This window comes from Klebsiella sp. 141153 (assembly GCF_032601995.1).
GTDB lineage: Bacteria > Pseudomonadota > Gammaproteobacteria > Enterobacterales > Enterobacteriaceae > Klebsiella > Klebsiella aerogenes.
The window spans coordinates 515,845-533,620 of sequence record NZ_JAQIRJ010000002.1; the positions used below are offsets into that span (position 1 = coordinate 515,845).

21 protein-coding genes are annotated in these 17,776 nt (G+C 57.0%); 6 read left to right on the forward strand and 15 right to left on the reverse strand.

Going from position 1 to position 17,776, the window contains the following annotated elements; translation table 11 throughout:
* The 10 genes from fliO to fliF form a co-directional block, all read right to left on the reverse strand.
* Positions 1 to 393 carry a flagellar biosynthetic protein FliO gene (gene fliO, locus PGS10_RS05460; RefSeq protein WP_047043652.1) on the reverse strand — a complete coding sequence of 131 codons (393 nt, stop codon included), beginning with the start codon at positions 391 to 393 and terminating at the stop codon, positions 1 to 3.
* On the reverse strand, positions 393 to 809 hold the full coding sequence (gene fliN, locus PGS10_RS05465; protein ID WP_015367299.1) for a flagellar motor switch protein FliN: 417 nt from the start codon (positions 807 to 809) through the stop codon (positions 393 to 395). Before fliN ends, fliO begins: the two co-directional genes overlap by 1 nt.
* Positions 802 to 1,809: a flagellar motor switch protein FliM gene (gene fliM, locus PGS10_RS05470; protein WP_015367298.1), complete on the reverse strand. Its 1,008-nt coding sequence runs from the start codon at positions 1,807 to 1,809 to the stop codon at positions 802 to 804. Before fliM ends, fliN begins: the two co-directional genes overlap by 8 nt.
* A gap of 5 nt (positions 1,810 to 1,814) precedes the next feature.
* Positions 1,815 to 2,303, reverse strand: coding sequence for a flagellar basal body-associated protein FliL (gene fliL / locus PGS10_RS05475; RefSeq protein WP_015367297.1), 489 nt, complete (start codon positions 2,301 to 2,303; stop codon positions 1,815 to 1,817).
* Positions 2,304 to 2,465: 162 nt separating this feature from the next.
* Positions 2,466 to 3,644, reverse strand: a complete 1,179-nt coding sequence (locus tag PGS10_RS05480; RefSeq protein WP_213797481.1) for a flagellar hook-length control protein FliK — start codon at positions 3,642 to 3,644, stop codon at positions 2,466 to 2,468.
* Positions 3,641 to 4,087 (reverse strand): flagellar export protein FliJ, encoded by a 447-nt coding sequence (gene fliJ / locus PGS10_RS05485; protein ID WP_045397390.1) that lies wholly within the window; start codon positions 4,085 to 4,087, stop codon positions 3,641 to 3,643. The genes PGS10_RS05480 and fliJ overlap by 4 nt, the downstream gene beginning before the upstream one ends.
* Before the next feature lie 21 nt (positions 4,088 to 4,108).
* On the reverse strand, positions 4,109 to 5,470 hold the full coding sequence (gene fliI, locus PGS10_RS05490) for a flagellar protein export ATPase FliI (protein ID WP_213292641.1): 1,362 nt from the start codon (positions 5,468 to 5,470) through the stop codon (positions 4,109 to 4,111).
* Positions 5,470 to 6,171: a flagellar assembly protein FliH gene (fliH, locus tag PGS10_RS05495; RefSeq protein WP_047065439.1), complete on the reverse strand. Its 702-nt coding sequence runs from the start codon at positions 6,169 to 6,171 to the stop codon at positions 5,470 to 5,472. The genes fliI and fliH overlap by 1 nt, the downstream gene beginning before the upstream one ends.
* On the reverse strand, positions 6,164 to 7,156 hold the full coding sequence (fliG, locus tag PGS10_RS05500) for a flagellar motor switch protein FliG (RefSeq protein WP_015367292.1): 993 nt from the start codon (positions 7,154 to 7,156) through the stop codon (positions 6,164 to 6,166). The genes fliH and fliG overlap by 8 nt, the downstream gene beginning before the upstream one ends.
* Positions 7,153 to 8,829, reverse strand: a complete 1,677-nt coding sequence (fliF, locus tag PGS10_RS05505; RefSeq protein WP_316422536.1) for a flagellar basal-body MS-ring/collar protein FliF — start codon at positions 8,827 to 8,829, stop codon at positions 7,153 to 7,155. The genes fliG and fliF overlap by 4 nt, the downstream gene beginning before the upstream one ends.
* Positions 8,830 to 9,128: 299 nt before the next feature.
* Between fliF and fliE the strand changes: the two genes are divergently transcribed.
* The 3 genes from fliE to PGS10_RS05520 all read left to right on the forward strand — a co-directional run bounded on the left by fliE (position 9,129) and on the right by PGS10_RS05520 (position 10,794).
* Entirely contained in the window at positions 9,129 to 9,443 is a 315-nt protein-coding gene (fliE, locus tag PGS10_RS05510; RefSeq protein WP_045375469.1) for a flagellar hook-basal body complex protein FliE, read from the forward strand.
* Between the two features lie 264 nt (positions 9,444 to 9,707).
* A complete protein-coding gene (locus PGS10_RS05515) occupies positions 9,708 to 9,821 on the forward strand; it encodes a YmiA family putative membrane protein (RefSeq protein WP_072048039.1) in 114 nt (37 codons plus the stop codon).
* Positions 9,822 to 10,467: 646 nt separating this feature from the next.
* Positions 10,468 to 10,794 carry a hypothetical protein gene (locus PGS10_RS05520; RefSeq protein ID WP_045397403.1) on the forward strand — a complete coding sequence of 109 codons (327 nt, stop codon included), beginning with the start codon at positions 10,468 to 10,470 and terminating at the stop codon, positions 10,792 to 10,794.
* Here PGS10_RS05520 and PGS10_RS05525 read toward each other — a convergent pair whose 3' ends face one another.
* The 4 genes from PGS10_RS05525 to fliD all read right to left on the reverse strand — a co-directional run bounded on the left by PGS10_RS05525 (position 10,795) and on the right by fliD (position 14,101).
* Positions 10,795 to 11,580 (reverse strand): DUF4225 domain-containing protein, encoded by a 786-nt coding sequence (locus PGS10_RS05525; protein ID WP_316422537.1) that lies wholly within the window; start codon positions 11,578 to 11,580, stop codon positions 10,795 to 10,797.
* A 275-nt stretch (positions 11,581 to 11,855) separates the two neighbouring features.
* Positions 11,856 to 12,263 (reverse strand): flagella biosynthesis regulatory protein FliT, encoded by a 408-nt coding sequence (gene fliT / locus PGS10_RS05530; RefSeq protein WP_316422565.1) that lies wholly within the window; start codon positions 12,261 to 12,263, stop codon positions 11,856 to 11,858.
* Positions 12,263 to 12,673 carry a flagellar export chaperone FliS gene (gene fliS / locus PGS10_RS05535; protein ID WP_015704959.1) on the reverse strand — a complete coding sequence of 137 codons (411 nt, stop codon included), beginning with the start codon at positions 12,671 to 12,673 and terminating at the stop codon, positions 12,263 to 12,265. Before fliS ends, fliT begins: the two co-directional genes overlap by 1 nt.
* 24 nt (positions 12,674 to 12,697) lie before the next feature.
* Positions 12,698 to 14,101: a flagellar filament capping protein FliD gene (gene fliD / locus PGS10_RS05540; protein ID WP_316422538.1), complete on the reverse strand. Its 1,404-nt coding sequence runs from the start codon at positions 14,099 to 14,101 to the stop codon at positions 12,698 to 12,700.
* Here fliD and PGS10_RS05545 point away from each other — a divergent pair.
* From PGS10_RS05545 to PGS10_RS05555, 3 genes are all read left to right on the forward strand, one after another.
* Positions 14,095 to 14,340, forward strand: a complete 246-nt coding sequence (locus PGS10_RS05545) for a hypothetical protein (protein WP_015367282.1) — start codon at positions 14,095 to 14,097, stop codon at positions 14,338 to 14,340. The genes fliD and PGS10_RS05545 overlap by 7 nt on opposite strands.
* 43 nt (positions 14,341 to 14,383) lie before the next feature.
* Positions 14,384 to 15,634 carry a FliC/FljB family flagellin gene (locus PGS10_RS05550; RefSeq protein WP_103825900.1) on the forward strand — a complete coding sequence of 417 codons (1,251 nt, stop codon included), beginning with the start codon at positions 14,384 to 14,386 and terminating at the stop codon, positions 15,632 to 15,634.
* Between the two features lie 199 nt (positions 15,635 to 15,833).
* The gene (locus PGS10_RS05555) at positions 15,834 to 16,556 is read left to right on the forward strand and encodes an RNA polymerase sigma factor FliA (RefSeq protein ID WP_015704963.1); all 723 of its coding nucleotides are present in this window, start codon (positions 15,834 to 15,836) and stop codon (positions 16,554 to 16,556) included.
* Between the two features lie 30 nt (positions 16,557 to 16,586).
* On the opposite strand, the gene PGS10_RS05560 is transcribed toward PGS10_RS05555, so the two are convergent.
* Positions 16,587 to 17,756: a YncE family protein gene (locus tag PGS10_RS05560; protein ID WP_316422539.1), complete on the reverse strand. Its 1,170-nt coding sequence runs from the start codon at positions 17,754 to 17,756 to the stop codon at positions 16,587 to 16,589.
* Positions 17,757 to 17,776 lie beyond the last annotated feature (20 nt).

Genomic DNA, 17,776 nt, shown 5'->3' on the forward strand with positions numbered 1-17,776 from the left:
CTATTTTTCCGGGCGGTTGAGGACGTTGCGCATCAGCTGGCGGAAGTCGTTCGCAGGCGTGACCGCCGGAGTATCTTCATCGCGCGGTGGCGCCGGGTACTGATGAAGCGGGGTGATCTGCTGGGCGGTGACGCCCAGCACCAGCAGGGTATTATCGACTTCCACCACCACCACGCGCTCGCGCTGGCCAACCTGGCAGCTGGCGCGCAGGTTAAGCAACCGACCGTTGCGCGCCTGCGGCGCAAAGCCGAGGCGGCGGAACAACCAACCGGCCAGCAGGATCAGGAGCAGAATCGCGCCGAGCGCGCTGCTTACCTGCATGAGCGCCGAGCCGCCGGATATTGCCGGTTCGGTAGCCGGTTGGCTGGTCTGCACGATAACGGGGGCGGTCATTAGCGGCTCAACCGACGCATACGTTCGGACGGAGTAATGATATCGGTAATGCGCACGCCGAATTTATCGGCCACCACCACCACTTCGCCCTGGGCTATCAGATAGCCGTTGATCAGGATATCCAGCGGTTCGCCCGCCAGGCCATCCAGCGCGACAACCGATCCCTGCGACAGGCGCAGCAGCTCTTTAATCGTCATTTTGGTGCGCCCCAGTTCAACGGTCAGCTTCACCGGAATATCGAGGATCAGATCGATATCCTGCAGGCTGCCGAGCGCATCCTGGGCCTCCAGCGATTTGAACACCCCATCGGTGGTGGCGCTGGATTTCTCAGACGACTGTTGTTCATTAAGCGCATCAGCCCACAGATCGTCTACGGATTCCTTTCCTGCGCCAGACGGTTGCTTAGGATCACTCATTGGGCTGTTCCTCACTCAGAGCATTCAAAATAGGGTTTATCAAGTGTTCAACACGAAGGGCGTACTGCCCGTTTAAGGTGCCATATTGGCTGGTCAGCACCGGCACGCCGTCGACATGGGCGATAATGCGATCCGGTTTATCTATCGGTAAAACGTCGCCAGGCTGCAGCTTAAGAATTTTCGACAAGCGCATCGGGATATCGACGAAGTTGGCAATCAGCTCAAGCTCGGAGTGCTGCACCTGCTTGACCAACGTTTCGCGCCACTGGCTATCTTCCTGGCGGGAATTCTCCAGCGGCGGATTGGTCAGCAGTTCACGCAGCGGTTCAATCATGGCGAAAGGAATACAGATATTAAATTCACCGCTTAGCGCGCCAATCTCCACCTGGAACGGCGTGGTCACCACGATATCGTTCGGCGAGGTGGTGATGTTGGTGAATTTGACCTGCATTTCCGCACGCACGTATTCGACGTCAATCTTATAGATTGCGCTCCACGCGTCGCCGTAGGCGTCCAGCGCCAGGCGCAGCATACGTTTGATGACCCGCTGCTCGGTGGGCGTGAACTCGCGGCCTTCGACCTTGGTCGGGAAACGCCCGTCGCCGCCGAACAGGTTATCGACGGCGATAAATACCAGGCTCGGGGCGAAGACGAACAGCGCGGTGCCGCGCAGCGGGTTCAGGTGTACCAGATTAAGGTTGGTCGGCACCGGCAGATTGCGGGCAAACTCGTGGTACGGCTGAATTTTAATCGGCCCGACGGTGATGTCCGGGCTGCGGCGCAGCAGGTTGAACAATCCCATGCGGAACTGCCGGGCAAAACGCTCGTTGATAATTTCCAGCGCCTGCAGGCGTTCACGCACCACGCGGCGCTGGGTATTCGGATCGTATGGCTTAACCTCGCTCTCTTTACCGCCGACAACCGTCTCGGGCTCATCGCCCGTGTTGTCACCGTTGAGCAAGGCGTCGATCTCTGCCTGTGAAAGAATGCTATCGCCCATGGTGATTACCGCAGTATGAAGGCGGTGAACAGCACATCGCTGACCACCTGCTTCGGTTGTCCCTTAACCAGCGGCGCGCTCAGCGTCTCTTTGATCTGCGCGACCAGCTGCTGCTTGCCCTGCTCATTCGCCAGGTGACCGGCCTCCTGACGCGAAAGCAGCATCAGCAGACGGCTACGCACCTCCGGCAGGAAATCATTAAGCTGGCGGCGGGTTGCTTCATCCGGCAGGCGCAGCGTCAGGCCGATATACAGTACGCGGTCCGGATCGTTGTCCGGGGTCACCAGATTGACGGTAAAGGTATCGAGCGGCATAAATACCGGCGGCGCGGGCGGTTTTTCCTTTTCGATGGCGGTTTGCGCGCCGCCGTCGCGCTGTTGCAGCAGCCACCAGCTGTAACCTGCGGCCGCACAGGCGGCCACGGCCACGATCGTCAGCAGGATGATCAATAAGGGGCGTTTGGGCGCGGTTGCCGGAAGGGAGTTTTGAGACATAGCCAAATCAAATTCCTGTTGTTCCGCCCGCCGCGTTGCTGACGGGCATCACGCGCGGCGGCGCCGCACGTATGACATATAAAGGTATTATCGCGGCTAACGCGCGAGGCAATAGCCGGAATAAACGGGCAAATGGGGGCCAGATTGGCCGTTTAGCGCCCCTCAGGCGAAAATATCGACGCCGTTGACCTGGCTGACCATTCGCTGCAGGGCTGCCGGGGCGCTGACTGGCTCAATCGGCGCGCCATCGTTGCCGCCGCCGTGGCGTTCCGCGTAGCTGGCACGGCCTTCACCGTTGCCGTTTTGCTGCTGCCATTGCGGCGTCGCCTCGCCGCCAACGCTGCTCTGACCGAGGTTGATTCCGCTCTCCGCCAGCGCGTGACGTAGCTGCGGCATAGCCGCTTCGACCGCCGCGCGTACCTGACCGTGTGCGGAAGCGATATGCAGCTGCGCCTGTTTATCGTCGAGCTGCAGGGTGATCTGCAGCGCGCCCAGCTCCTGCGGATGCAAGCGCAGTTCGGCGCTCTGCTGGCCATTGCGGTGGAACATCAGTACCTGCTGGCTCAGCGCCTGCTGCCATTCCGGGCTACCAAGCTGGGCATTAAGCTGCGGCGTCGGCGGCGCGGTTACCAGCGCACTGGCGGGCGTGGCGCTCTGGCTGGGGCTGGCGGTGGCGAAAGCGACGGCGGCTGGCTGCGCCGGAGTATTCTCCACCGGACGTTCGGCCATATCGTGCTGCGGCGTGGCCGCGGCCTGCGCGACAGGGGAGGGCAGATTTTGCCCGCTAAGGGGATCCGTACCCGGCTGCGGCTTCGCCGCCGGTTCGCCTTCCGGCAGATTCACGACATGCTGAGTCGCCACGTTGCCGATGCGGAACGCGGCTTTATCGCCGCTGGGCGCTGGTTGTTGAGCCTGCGGTAGCGCGGTCTGCGGCGACGGGGCGACGATTGCCGCCGGCAGCATGGCGTACAGCGCCTGCAGCGTCGCCGGATCTAAGGTTTTCGCCTCGCTGAGCGGCGGCGTATGCGGGCCGCTATCCTCTTTTTTCGCTGTTGCGTCGACGGCGTTTCCCGCCGATGGCGGTAACGCATTGACCAGCAGCGCGCCGCGTTCGCCGAGCGCCGCCAGCAGCTGGTTAAGCTGGTTACGGCTTAGCGGCGGGGCGCTTTCATCGTCGGCGCTCAGCGCCGCGGGCGGCAGCGTGCCGCTTTGCGCGGGCGTGAAGCGCGCGCCGAGCAGTTGCGCGAAGGCAGACGACAGCTGAACGTCGTCGAGCGCCAGATCCGGCAGGGCGCTGGCGTCGCCGGGCAGGCTAAGGGCGGGCAAAGCATTGAGATTCATGAAGCGGTATTCCTTTGTGTACTGCGTTGCGCGAACTCATCCATCAATTTTTGATTGCGTTTGTTTTCCAACTGCAGCTCGGCGTTTTGCGCGCGCGTGTGCAGGGTATCGTAGGCGTTCAGCCGCTGCTGATGGTCCTGCCACTGCTTCACGGCGTGCTCCACCTTTTGTCCCCACTGCAGCAGCTGCTGGCGCTGTTGTTCGATGGCCTGTTCGAGGGTGGCGATAAACTGCTGGTAGTTCTGCCAGCGAGAGCTTTCCATACCGCCGGAAAGGGTGCTGTTGAGCTTTTGCCGGTACTCGTCCTGATAGTTAAGCAACATCGTCAGCTGTTGCTCGGCGGCCTGTTGCGCCTGGCGCGCCTGGCCCAGACGCTGCGCCGCCTGTTCGACGGCCTCCTGGGCCAGATTGCGCAGGGTAATCAAAGGGGACTGTGCTTTCATCGCGTGGCGTCTCCGATGGCGTTAAACAATCAGCTGCTGTAGCTGCTGACAGGCTTCGTCATAACCGCAGCGCTCGAAAATTCCCTGCTGCAGATAGGTCTCCATTTGCGGATACAGGGCAATGGCTTTATCCAGCAGCGGGTCGCTACCGGCGGCATAGGCGCCGACGCTTATTAAATCGCGGTTACGCTGGAAGCTGGCCAGCATCTGCTTAAAGGTACGTACCCGGCGATAATGTTCGTCATCGATAAGCGACGTCATCGCGCGGCTGATCGAGGCTTCAATATCGATGGCCGGGTAGTGACCGGCTTCCGCCAGCCGTCGGGAAAGCACCACGTGGCCATCGAGGATCGCGCGTGCCGAATCGGCAATCGGATCCTGCTGATCGTCCCCTTCGGTCAGTACGGTATAGAAGGCGGTGATCGAACCGCCGCCGCTGATACCGTTGCCCGCGCGTTCAACCAGCGCCGGCAGTTTGGCGAATACCGAAGGCGGATAGCCCTTGGTAGCCGGCGGTTCGCCGATCGCCAGCGCGATTTCACGCTGCGCCATCGCATAGCGGGTGAGCGAATCCATGATCAGCAGCACGTGCTGACCGCGGTCGCGAAAATCTTCGGCAATGCGGGTGGCGTAAGCGGCGCCCTGCATGCGCAGCAGGGGGGATACGTCTGCCGGGGCGGCGATCACCACCGAACGCGCGCGGCCTTCGGCGCCGAGAATATTCTCGATAAAGTCTTTGACTTCCCGGCCGCGTTCGCCAATCAGGCCGACGACGATAACGTCGGCCTGGGTGTAGCGCGCCATCATGCCCAGCAGTACGCTTTTACCGACGCCGGAGCCGGCGAACAGCCCCATACGTTGGCCGCGCCCAACGGTCAGCAGACCGTTAATGGTGCGCACGCCGACGTCCAGCACCTGCTCGATAGGGGTACGCTGCAGCGGGTTAAACGGCGCGGTAATCAGCGGCGCGCGATAGCCGGTTTCCGGCGCGGGCAGGCCGTCAAGCGGCCTGGCGCCGCCGTCGAGCACGCGTCCCAGCAGCGCCGGGCCCAGCGGGAGTTGTTTACCGGCGTGCTGGCCGTCCGCCGTGCTACGGGCGTAAACCCGCGCCCCAGGTACGATCCCTTCGACCTCTTCCAGCGGCATCAGATACAGCCGCTGATCGTTAAAGCCGACCACTTCGCTTTCCACTTCCTGCACGCCGTCGCCGCCGTCGCGCTCGATAAGGCAGGTTGCGCCGAGCGGCAACTGCAGACCGGTGGCCTCCAGCACCAGGCCGGTGGCGCGGGTCAGCCGACCGTAGCGTCGCACGGTCGGCGTACGGGCGATACGCTGCTCCAGCGTTTCAAGTGAATTCAGCCAGCGGCCAAGACGGGCGGTCATCACAGCGCTCCCGGCGCGGCGAGGCGACACAATTCATGCCAACGGGTGGCGAGACTGGCGTCGAGATCGCCCTCTTCGGCGCTGACCTTACAGCCGCCGGGATGCAGATCGCCGTCCGCCAGCAGCCGCCAGCCGTGCAGGCTGAGGGTGGTACCTAACTGCTGCTCAACGCGCTCATAATCTTGCGGGTGCACGCGCAATTGCGGCTTGCCGTTGAACATCGGCTCTTGCTGGATCAGTTGTTGAATTTGCGTCAGCAGGGCGGTGCCGTCACAGACCGGCGGCTGGCCAAGCACCTGTTTCGCGGCGGTCAGCGCCAGCTGCATCAGGCGGGAGGCGATCACCGAATCGAGCGCATCAAGGGTGTGCTGAAACTCGCTCACCAGCTGCTGCCAGTGGTCGGTCAACGGCTGTTGCTGCTGCTGAGCTTCCAGTAGTCCCTGCTGGCGGCCCTCCTCAAGCCCCTGCTGAAATCCGGCTTCATAGCCTTTTTGCTGGCCATCGGCATAGCCGGATTGCTGACCTTGCTGCTCGGCCTGTAGGCGCAGGGCGGCAAGCTGCTGCTGCAGTTCCGCCTGAGCGTCAGGCTGCAAGGCTTCGTTATCCAGCGTCGGTAGCGGCGGTTCGAAAGCCGGGGCCGCGTCGCCAAGGTCGTTGAGCGACCAGGGCTGCCAGGGCATGGAATTAATGCGATCAGACATAGGTGTCCTCGCCGCCGCCAATGATCATTTCGCCGCTTTCCGCCAGCCGTCTGACTATCAGCAGAATCGCTTTCTGTTCGTTTTCCACCTGCGACATGCGCACCGGCCCACGGTTGGCGAGATCGTCGCGTAGAATATCGGCCGCGCGCTGCGACATGTTTTTGAGGAACTTCTCGCGCAGCGGCTGTTCGGCGCCCTTCAGAGCAATCAGTAGCGATTCGCTGTCCACGTCCTGCAGCAGGCGCTGGATACTGCGATCGTCGACCTCCACCAGGTTTTCGAACAGGAACATCTCGTCGATGATCTTCTGCGCCAGCTCGCCATCGTATTCGCGCATCGCGTCGATAACGGCTTCTTCCTGCTGGGTTTTCATCAGGTTGATAATCTCGGCGGCGGTACGCACTCCGCCCATTTTGCTGCGCTTGAGGTTCTGGCCGTCGAGCAGGTTGTTGAGCACTTCGGTCAACTCCGCCAGCGCCGCCGGCTGCACGCCGCCGAAGGTGGCGATACGCAGCATCACGTCGTTGCGCAGGCGCTCATCGAACTGCGCCAGAATATCCGCCGCCTGGCCGCGCTTGAGGTGTACCAGGATGGTGGCGATGATCTGCGGGTGTTCATCGCGGATCAGGTCGGCGGCGCTCTGCGGCTCCATAAAGTTGAGCGTTTCCATCCCGGAGGTGGTTTCGCGGGATTCGAGAATATCCTCCAGCAGGCTGGCGGCGCGCTCTTCGCCCAGCGCTTTCACCAGCACCGACCGCAGATAGTCGCTGGCGTTGACGCTCAAGGCGGCGAACTGTTCGGCATCGTCTTCAAATTCAGAGAGGATCTCGCCGAGCTGTTTATGCGAGACCTGGCTCATGCCGGCCATGGTGCCGCTCAAAAGCTGGACTTCGCGGGAGGAGAGGTGCTTGAGCACCTCCGCCGCGCGGTCTTCGCCCAGCGTCATTAATAAAATGGCGCTTTTATCGGTTCCGGTCAGGCTCATAGTTCGTTACTCATCCATTGGCGGATTACCAGAGCGACGACCCGCGGATCTTTATCCGCCAGTTCGCGGATGCGTTGGCTCTGGACTTCTGCGCTGACGCGCTGCTGCGATTTACGGCGCAGCGCCAGCTCCTCATTGCTTGGTTTATGGCTGTCGTTCGCCTTAGCGACCGGCGCGCTGGCGGCGGCCACCGCGGCTTGCTGCGCGGCTTGACGCTGCTGCAGCTGCGGCTTAATCAGCTTGCGCCACAATACCCAGCCGACCAGCAGCACCAGCAGGTAACGTCCCAGTTCGAGCAGCAAATCGATAAACGCCTGGCTCTGCCAGAACGGCAGTTCGCCGCCGGTCATCTGATTGTCGGTAAATGGCGTATTGACCACCTGCAGGCTATCGCCGCGGGTGCTGGAGTAGCCCATCGCTTCGCGCACCAGCGCTTCAATTTGCGCCAGTTGTTCTTTACTCATCGGCTGCGCTTTGCCGTCGGCGTTGAGGCTATAGTTCACCACCACGGCGACCGACAGGCGTTCCACCGTCCCGGCTTTCTGTTGGGTATGGCGGATGGTGCGATCGAGTTCGTAGTTGGTGGTGGCGTCGCGTCGGGTGCTTAACGGACCGCTGTTGGCCGCGGCGCTGCGGGTGTTGGTCGCGTTATTGGCGTTATTGGCCGCCGGTTTAGCGCTTTCAATCGGCGCCGTTGCCGGCGCGCTCGGCTGATTGGATAACGCCCCAGGGACGCCGCCCACCTGCGGACCGCCGATTTGTTCGTTGCTGCTGGTTTGCTGCGAACGGATCGCCGCTTTCTCGGGCTGCTGGTTCGGCTGATACTGTTCGTCGGTCTGCTCGTGGGAGGCGAAATCGATCTGCGCGGTCACCTGAGCGCGGACGTTGGCGCTGCCGACCACCGGCGCAAGGATAGTTTCAATGCGTCGCTGATAGCCGTTTTCCACTTCGTTAGCATATTTCAGCTGCGAGGCGTTGAGGTCGCGTCCGGTGCCGTCGGACTGCGTCAGCAGGCGTCCGGCCTGATCGACCACGGTGACGTTGCCCGCCGGCAGGCCGGCGACGCTACTCGATACCATATAGACGATGGCGTTGATTTGGCCATCATCCAGCGCACGACCCGGCTGCAGCGTCAGGGTGACAGAGGCGGAAGGGGATTTTTGCTCGCGGACGAACAGCGAGGGCTTCGGCAGCGCCAGGTGCACCCGCGCATTCTGCACCGGCCCCAGCGACTCGATAGTGCGTGAGAGTTCGCCTTCGAGAGCGCGCTGATAGTTAATCTGTTCGCTGAACTGGCTGATGCCGAATTTTTCCTGATCCAGCAGTTCGAAGCCGACGGCGCCGCCCTTCGGCAGCCCCTGCTGTGCCAGACGCAGGCGGGTTTCATGCACTTTTTCCGCCGGGATCATCAGCGCCGCGCCGTTCTCGGCGAAGCGGTAGGGGATGTTCATCTGCGTCAGCTGGGTGACGATAGCGCCGCCGTCGCGATCGTTTAGATTGCTGTACAGCACGCGATAATCCGGGCTTTTCGCCCACAGCAGCAGCGCGACGATAATGGCAATCGCGGCGGAGGCGGCCACCAGCAGCGGAATTTTTGGATTGGCGCGCAGACGGCTCCAGATGGCCTGCAGGCCGTTGTCGCGGCTTTCGCCGGCGGATAACGAGGCACTCATGGTAGGCGGTATCCTTCGCTGGCGTTCAGACGGCGACGCGCGCTGGCGTGCTGACGAACGGTATGGATAGCGTTATGTGACAAAACAGACTCCCTGATACACATCTTTTCTCAATAGCGGCGCTCCCATTTCTGGGCAGGCCATTATTCGTCTTATCAGATGATTCTGATTGCCCGATAAGCCGGGTTTTTTGCAGCTAATTAACCGCTTTAAGCAAAAATCGCTGTGTTAGGGTGTGCAGCATTGGAGAAATACAGGGTGAAATAGCGCCTGGCGATCACGAGAGTATTGAGGAAAAGATGGCGATTCAGGGTATTGAAGGCGTACTGCAACAGATGCAGGCGATGGCGATTCAGGCGGGAAAAAACGGGCAGAATAGCGTACCGCAGGGAGTCAGTTTTGCCAGTGAACTCACCGCCGCGCTGGGTAAAATCAGCGATACTCAGCAGGCCGCGCGTCAACAGGCGCAGAACTTCGAGCTGGGCGTGCCGGGCATCAGTCTGAATGATGTGATGGTCGATTTACAAAAATCTTCAGTTTCATTGCAGATGGGCGTGCAGGTGCGTAATAAGCTGGTGGCGGCCTATCAGGACATTATGAATATGCCAGTTTAGTCATAAAATCTCGGCGCTACTTCTTCCTGCAAACCGCTATGCTTAACGCTGGCGGTTTTGTCTATTTACGGCGACAACGGCAAAAAATTGCGCGCCTCTGCATTGATTTTAACCCATCAACCGGTGAATGAATGAGTCTGAAATATCACTACAATCGATAGGGGATACAGATCAATAGCCGCTCATCGATCGATACAAACGATCTGACTACAACCACTACAAACTGTATGGTCTTGCCAAAATAATTCTAATTTGGAATAGCAGATGTCCGAAAAAGTAGACCATCAATTGCGGCGTAAGGTATGGATAGGGATTTTTCTCGGTTTGTTGGTCTTTTGGGGAGCGATAGCAACGATGGTGGCCTACGCGTTGGCGTAGTCCGAACAGCTTAGACTGTTATTTAGTATCGGCTTGTCAGCCAGAAGACAGGCATTGTTGTGTGAGCGGGGTAAGGCGAAAATTTAAATTTGGATGGCAATTCACTATCGTTTTTCGGCTCTGTAGCAAATAATCTGCGCAAATTTTGCTCCGCGGAGGCGTTATGCTGTGGCTTCAGACCGTTGTATTTTTTGTCGTTTTAGCTTTTGTTGCGATAGCGATGTTTCATGAAACCTGGCGACAGGATAGCGAATAACCGCCGCTTTTACTCTTCTTGATATGCCCCCTCCTTACCAACAACTAAACTTAGATCGTGTCTAACAATCATCTGGAGGTTGTTGTGAATATATTCCACGATGAATACGACGAGCGGGAACTGTACCATATGGTCTGCCGTTGGGAGGATGAAGGCGGGGCGGTAGCGTAACGCATCTCCTTTAAACTGACAGCATTCTGGCGGATCAGGCGTGAAGCCGTTGTAGGATATGAACGCGCGCTTGACCCCTGGCAACTTCAGGGGCAATATTCCACGGACTGTGGTAACCCCGGCAGTGGCATTACATCTGAGCATTTGGCTGAGCAACGCAATGGGTACCTTTAGTCGGAAATATTGGAAAAATATATAACCAGCATGGAGGAGCCGGGCGTGGGAAAGCAGCTAACTGAAGATGACCTTCGTGAACATGGCTTCACCGAAAAAGAGATTGCGCGCCTGCGTGAAATCCTGGCGCGGCAAGAAAGCCAAAACAAAAGCTATTTTGATTTAATCGATGAACTTCGCAAAAGACTTTGGGCTGGAGTCTTAGGTTTTTTTATTGTTTTTATAGTGCTCATTCATTGGTGTTATAATTATGATTCAATTAATCATTTTGCCTATTTTTTCATTTTATTATTCGGTTTCTCGGTAGTTTACAAACTAACTCCGTTTCCAATGGCGCTCAAAGCATACAAATTGTATCTAAAAATAAGATAGTCATTTATCTTTAACTTCATACATCGTGTTACCTATCTGTATCCCTTTTACCGTTGAAGATATCCCATTTAACGCCATGGCTGGCTTACTCATGGTTGTTACTTTTCGGTAAAAATCTGGGCCAGTGAAATAAAACAAGCGCCACGCTTCTGGTTTTAAGGTAAGTTTGGCAAGGCCATAAAAAGAGGTTGAAAGATCGACTACCTGATATGAAAGCTTTCCCAACTCTCTACTAAACCCTAAAAATTGAGATGCATCTTCATAATATTTTTCTGCAAAATTTACACCATCTAACTTTTCAGCCATTGTGCCAAAGCCATGAAACATCAATGCTGCACCAGCAATAACGCCAATAACGTTTCCTGTCATTAATGAGCTAGCCGTTATTCCAAAACCTCCGATAACCTGCATACCGCCAAGAACAACACCGATTCCGTCGATGATATAGCCGATGACTTTTTCGTTTTCCCGGTAGAACCGCGCGGAGGCAGTGAGCATGGCTTCACCGGTTCGCAACATTCTGTCCTGAATAAGCAGATTTTCCCGCTCTTGTCTGATTGCCTGAATGCACTGCTGGCACTTCTTATCATCACTGCTATGACGGATAATGTTAATCTGTGAAAGGGCAAATCTTTTAACGCTGTCCTGAAACCTGACTCGGGTCAGGGGATCATGAAGGTGATAAGCAGAAACCGCCAGCGCGGTATTCATTAATCCGTTATTTTCAGCTTGCGCCATGGCCATAAAATAATTGGAAAAACGCGTTTTCCCGAAGAATACATCCATGTTTTATCCCGTGAGTAATATCATATTAATCCGGTCAAGATAACACAGAATATTTTACAGGCATATTTCCCTAAGCCCGTGAGTGGCTTATTTTAGCTGGCGCGATGTTTGGAATATTTAATTGATGAATGAGTGGGGCGTAAATGAAACTATATATTATTGCTTATTCACTCCTGTAAAATCCGCCGATGGCTTACCAGGCAACACTCTGCATTGCCCTGGTGAGACCCATCATGCGCTTCCTGACCGGATATCAGGCTGTGACGCTGTTGTTGTTATTGTAATTCTTCGCTTTTGCTCTTGATGGCGACCACATTATCGGACTGCAGTTCGCCAAGCAGGAGCGAGCGATCGTCGAACTGGCCGTAAGCGTTGTTGACCGCGTTCTGGCGGGTGGATTGATCGATCAGCGTTTTTAATTGTTCCATCCGCTGTTGCAATAGCCCTTTCAGTACTCCCTCATTGTTGATAATCTGCTTCAACTTAGCGTTGAGCATCTCTTGCAGAGCCAGCGATGGCCCCGCTTTGCCGGTAAATTCGGCGGTTTTCTCGACCGCCGTCACGTAGGCAAACTGCATTTCCACCAGCGCTTCCCATTGCCCGGCGCGCGCCAGGGCAATCATCTGACTGCTCAGGGTATGGATCTGCTGATAGGCGGCTAAAAGCTGCTGTTGGCGTTCCATCACAATGTACCCTGAGCAGGTTGATAGTTTGGCCCAATTTGCCGCCAGGCATCGGCGATATTCTCCAGCAGCTTGACCACTTCGACGATCGCCGCTTCGTCATTATGCAGGTTGGCCTGCATCAGGCGTCGCTTCATATAATCGTACAGCGCCGCCAGATTATCGGCGATTTCGCCGCCTTGCTGGTGGTCGAGGCCGCTTTTCAACCCGTTGTCGATGATGTTGATTGCCTTCGACAGCGCCAGGCCTTTACCGGCGATATCCCCCTGATTCATCAGGATGCGTGCGCGAAGCAGGGCGTTAAGCGCCCCGTCGAACAACATTACGATTAACTGGTGCGGACTGGCGCTCATCGCGCTGCTTTCCAGACTGACCTGTGCGTAGGCTTGCGTGCCGCTACGGTTATACATGCTGTTTCATTACCTGATTAAGGGTTACTGGGACGAGAACTGCTGTTGTAAGTAGTTACCCGTGCTGCTCAGCTTGGACATCATGGTATCCAACTGAACAAACTGTTGTTTATAGCGATCGATAGTGTTCTGGATGCTGTCGGAAACGGTGTCGATCTGGATATTCAGGCGATCGAGATTGGTGTTGATGCTTTTGGTCGAGTTCTCGATGATGCCGCCCGCTTTAATATAGTTCTGGATTTCATTATGGATTTCGGTGGCCATCCCGGTGTCTTTACCGTTGCCGGCGAAGAAATTGGCGACCTGATCCGGTTTCTCGTCGAGCGCTTTATTGAGCTTGGTGCTGTCGACTTCAAGCTTGCCGGTTTTGGGATTGGTAGAGATCCCGAGGTTACCAAGGCCTTTCAGCTCCGGATTGTCCTGAGCGGCGCTGAGCGCGCTTTTAATCGAGGACTGAATGCCGCGCAGGGTGTTATCGCCGAGCAGCGCGCCGTTCTTGGCGCTTTGCGCTTCACCGCTTTTCACCGGGGTATATTTGGTCAGCGAGCCGAAGGTGTCGAGCAGCGAATTGTAGTTATCCACCCACTCTTTGATTTTGTCGGCGGTGCCGCTTTTATCGATGCCGATCACCAGGTTTTGCGGTTCGCCGGCTTTGGTGGTGGTTTTCAGGTCGATGGTGACGCCCTGCAGCGCATCGGCAATCGAGTTGGTGCTGCGCTTAATTTTGGTGCCGTTGACGACGATCTCCGCATCCTGCCCGGCGACGGTCTGCTTCATCGCGCCGCTTTTGCTGCTGCTGTCGTAGTTGAGGATGGCGCCGAGTTTATCGTCGTTATTCACCTGCACCGAAACGGTGTTTTTCTCGCCGGTGGTGGAGGAGCTCAGCGCCAGCTGATAGTCATTGTCGCCGACGCGCATGATGCTGGCGGTGACGCCGGCTTTAGCGCCGTTGATGGCATCGCGCATCTCCAGCAGCGAGGTCTGGTCGTCGCTCAGCGGAATCGTGGTCTCTTTTGGCGGGTCGCCGGCGGTGATCGTAATGGAACGATCGCTATTGCCGGCGGTACCCAGTTTTTCCTGTTGATCGGTAATCGTCGCCTGGGTGGTCAGGGTTTGCGGCTGCGCCAGCTTCTGCACTTCAACGCTATAGTTGCCCGGCACCGCCTTATTGGTGGTGGTGATGGTGAACTGGTCGTGCTTGGTGGCGGTGGTGCTGTTGAAAAACTCCGGCTTAGCCAGCTCCTTGCTCAGGTTATCGAATTTTTCCAGCGAGCTTTTTAACGTGCCGTAAGCCGTTAGCTGCGCGTTATAGCTGGTTTGCTGAGTGGTATACGGCGTCAGGCGCTGTTGTTCCGCCTTGCTGAGTTTGTCCAGTAAACCGTTGAGGTCGAGTCCTGAGCCGATGCCTAAGGAACTGATCGATGCCATTGGTGTTTCTCCTTACTAATGACGTTATTCGCTTATTGCGTTATCGGCCCAGTGGAGAAAAAGTTTACCGAAAAAGTGAAAAAGGCGATGGCGTAATAGAAGAGGGAAAAAGCGCGTTATTTTCGCCATTGGCGGAGGGGCAAAAATTTTTCAAAAAATGGCTAAAGGTTGCAGAGGATACGTCGATACCAGAAGGGACGGTGGTTGACGCCGTGGGCAAGCAAGCCCGAACCTTTTAACCACGTTGCACAGAACGCAACTGACTCGTAAGGAATGCATATAATGGCACAAGTAATTAATACCAACAGCCTGTCGCTGATGGCGCAAAATAACCTGAACAAATCCCAGTCTTCCCTGGGCACGGCGATTGAGCGTCTGTCTTCCGGTCTGCGCATCAACAGCGCCAAGGACGATGCCGCGGGTCAGGCGATCTCCAACCGTTTCACCGCTAACATCAAAGGCCTGACTCAGGCTTCCCGTAACGCTAACGACGGTATCTCCCTGGCGCAGACCACCGAAGGCGCGCTGAACGAAGTCAACGATAACCTGCAGAACATCCGCCGTCTGACCGTACAGTCACAGAACGGTTCTAACTCCGCAAGCGACCTGCAGTCCATCCAGGATGAAATCTCCCAGCGTCTGTCTGAAATCAACCGTATCTCCGAACAGACCGATTTCAACGGCGTTAAAGTCCTGAGCGGCGACCAGAAGTTGACCATCCAGGTCGGCGCCAACGACGGCGAAACCATCGATATCGATCTGAAAGATATCAATGCGAAGACCCTGGGTCTGGAAAAATTCAGCGTGGCTGACGGTATTGATACCAGTAAAATTGATGGTGATACCACAACTGTTGCTACCGGTAAGTCGTTGGCTATCGATGCCAACAGTAAGCAAATTGGTGCAACTCCAGCCGACCCGGACCATTTTGTACAGGCTGATAACGGTAAGATCTATGGTACTAATGCTGCAGGCACCGAAACGTATGAAGCCACCATCGATAAAACTACAGGTAAAGTAACTGGCTTTAGCTCCACGGATTCTGGCGCCGTCACTGGCTTGACCGGAGCGAAAACAGTGACCACCGTTGGCGAAGAAGTAACCGCAACCGGCGACACCACTGGCCTGAAATCCTACGATGGTGGTAAATCCTACATCATCCAGGAAGGTACTGGCGCGGATGCGAAATACTTCAAAGCGACCGCTGACAGCACCGGTAAAGTGACCAAAGGCGCTGAAATGAGCACCACGCCGAAAACTGCCGATCCGCTGGCTACCCTCGACAAAGCCCTGTCCCAGGTTGACCAACTGCGCTCCTCCCTGGGTGCGGTACAGAACCGTTTCGATTCTGTAATCAACAACCTGAACAGCACCGTTAACAACCTGTCCGCTTCCCAGTCCCGTATTCAGGATGCTGACTACGCGACCGAAGTGTCCAACATGAGCCGCGCGAACATCCTGCAGCAGGCGGGTACCTCCGTGCTGGCGCAGGCTAACCAGTCGACTCAGAACGTCCTGTCTCTGCTGCGTTAATCGCACGTCTGATTACTGTCGCATCGCAACCCCGCTTCGGCGGGGTTTTTGTTTTTTGCCCGTAGCCACCCGGTACAAAACGGCGCAACGGCAAAGCATGTCGTAAATAGAGACGCTTTTATGCGGTTTTTCCGGCGATTGGCATTTTTGCCCCTGCGCATAATAGCGCTGACTCTCTTATCCGCAGGTTTCAGAAATAGTGAGCGATTTGTATACCGCCGAAGGCGTGATGGACAAAAATTCCCTCTGGCTGCGCTACGTTCCGTTAGTGCGGCACGAGGCGTTACGCCTGCAGGTCAGGCTGCCCGCCAGCGTCGAGCTTGACGATCTGCTGCAGGCCGGGGGAATCGGGTTGTTGAACGCCATCGAGCGTTATGACTCGCTACAGGGCACGGCCTTTACCACCTATGCGGTGCAACGTATCCGCGGCGCAATGCTCGATGAACTGCGTAGCCGCGATTGGGTGCCGCGCAGCGTGCGGCGTAACGCCCGCGAAGTCGCTCAGGCGATGCAGAAGCTGGAGCAGCATCTGGGCCGCCCGGCCACGGAAAGCGAACTCGCGCAGACGCTGGGTATCACCCTTGCCGAGTACCGACAAATCCTGCTGGATACCAATAACAGCCAGCTGTTCTCCTATGACGAATGGCGGGAAGAGCAGGGCGAGAATGCCGAACGACTACTGGAAGGGCACGAAGAGGCCAATCCGTTGCATCATCTGCTGGAAGGCAGCCTGCGCCAGCGGGTCATTGAGGCGATTGAAGCCTTGCCGGAACGCGAAAAAATGGTCCTCACCCTCTACTACCAGGAAGAGCTAAACCTTAAAGAGATCGGCGCGGTGCTGGAGGTGGGGGAATCCCGCGTTAGCCAGCTGCACAGCCAGGCGATTAAGCGCCTGCGCGCGAAGCTGGCCAACGAAGGCTGATAACCACCTGCCGGGCAGGTGGTTAGCGGATTACGATTTACGCAAATCAATGCGCAGAATGCGCTCCTTCGCCCCTTCGACAAATACCTCAGGATCCCACTCGCGATTGAACCCTTCTTTAATGCCGACGTACAGGGTATCCATGTCCGGCGACAGCACCATTTGATTCGGATAAACCGGGGTGCGGAATTCATGGGTTACCCGCCAGGTTTTGCCATCCACGACGCTGATGGTGCCGCTGGTGAAATTGCTGACGTACAGCTCGTTGTATTTCGGATTGTAGCGTACCGCGTTGGCGCCCACTCCGGTACGCACGTAACCCCGCGATTTGCCGTCTTTCAGATCGAAAATATACAGGCCGTCGTGAGGGCCGCTGCGATCGTCGTGATCGAAGGCGACGACGAAAATACGCCCTGAGTCGGAATCGACGATCAGGTTTTGCGCGCTGGCCAACTGCGGCGCGTTAAGCGGGATAGTGCGGACAACCTGCTGGGTTCTGGCATCGATCTCGTTGATATAGTCGCGGCCGCCAACGTAGATCTTCTGCGTCTTTTCATCCAGCGTCAGGCCGTAGGCGGTGCCGCGATAGGCGCCTTTGACTTCCCCTTTTAGCTGTAACGTCGTGCCGTCGAGCATCAGTAATTTATGTAGCGGACGCATTCCGTCCTGGGTTTTCAACATATGGCTGTAGCTGACGAATAACAGGTTAGCGGCGCGGCTGTATACCATATGCCGCAGATGCTCGAAGCGCGCATCGGCGGCGCCGTCGGTGGTGAAGCTCAGGCGCGGACTGGTGCGGGTGATTTTACCGCTGGCGACGTTGAACTGGCTGATACGCAGCGAAGCCGCCTGGGTATGGCCGACGTAAAGCACGCGCGCCGGCTGGTTCATCGCCAGCGAGAAAGCGCGCCAGGGCATATCATAGCGCTGGATAACCTGCAGGGTGGCCGGATTAAAGGCGTAGAGATAACCTTTATTGGCCGCGCGGTTAACCCGGTCGGTCGCCGCGGCGAATAGCAGGTTGTCGCCATTATCGAACGCCAGCTCATAAACCCCTTCATTGGCTTCCTGCAGGTAATTGGTTTTCATCGCAAAGCGCGACGCTTCCCGCGGCGGCGGATCGATGGCGAATGCCGGCGGGGGGAGCAGGGCGGCGAGCAGTAGCGCAGCCAGCGGTTTTATCAAGTTGCGATTAGGCATGATGGTTATCCTTGTTGATA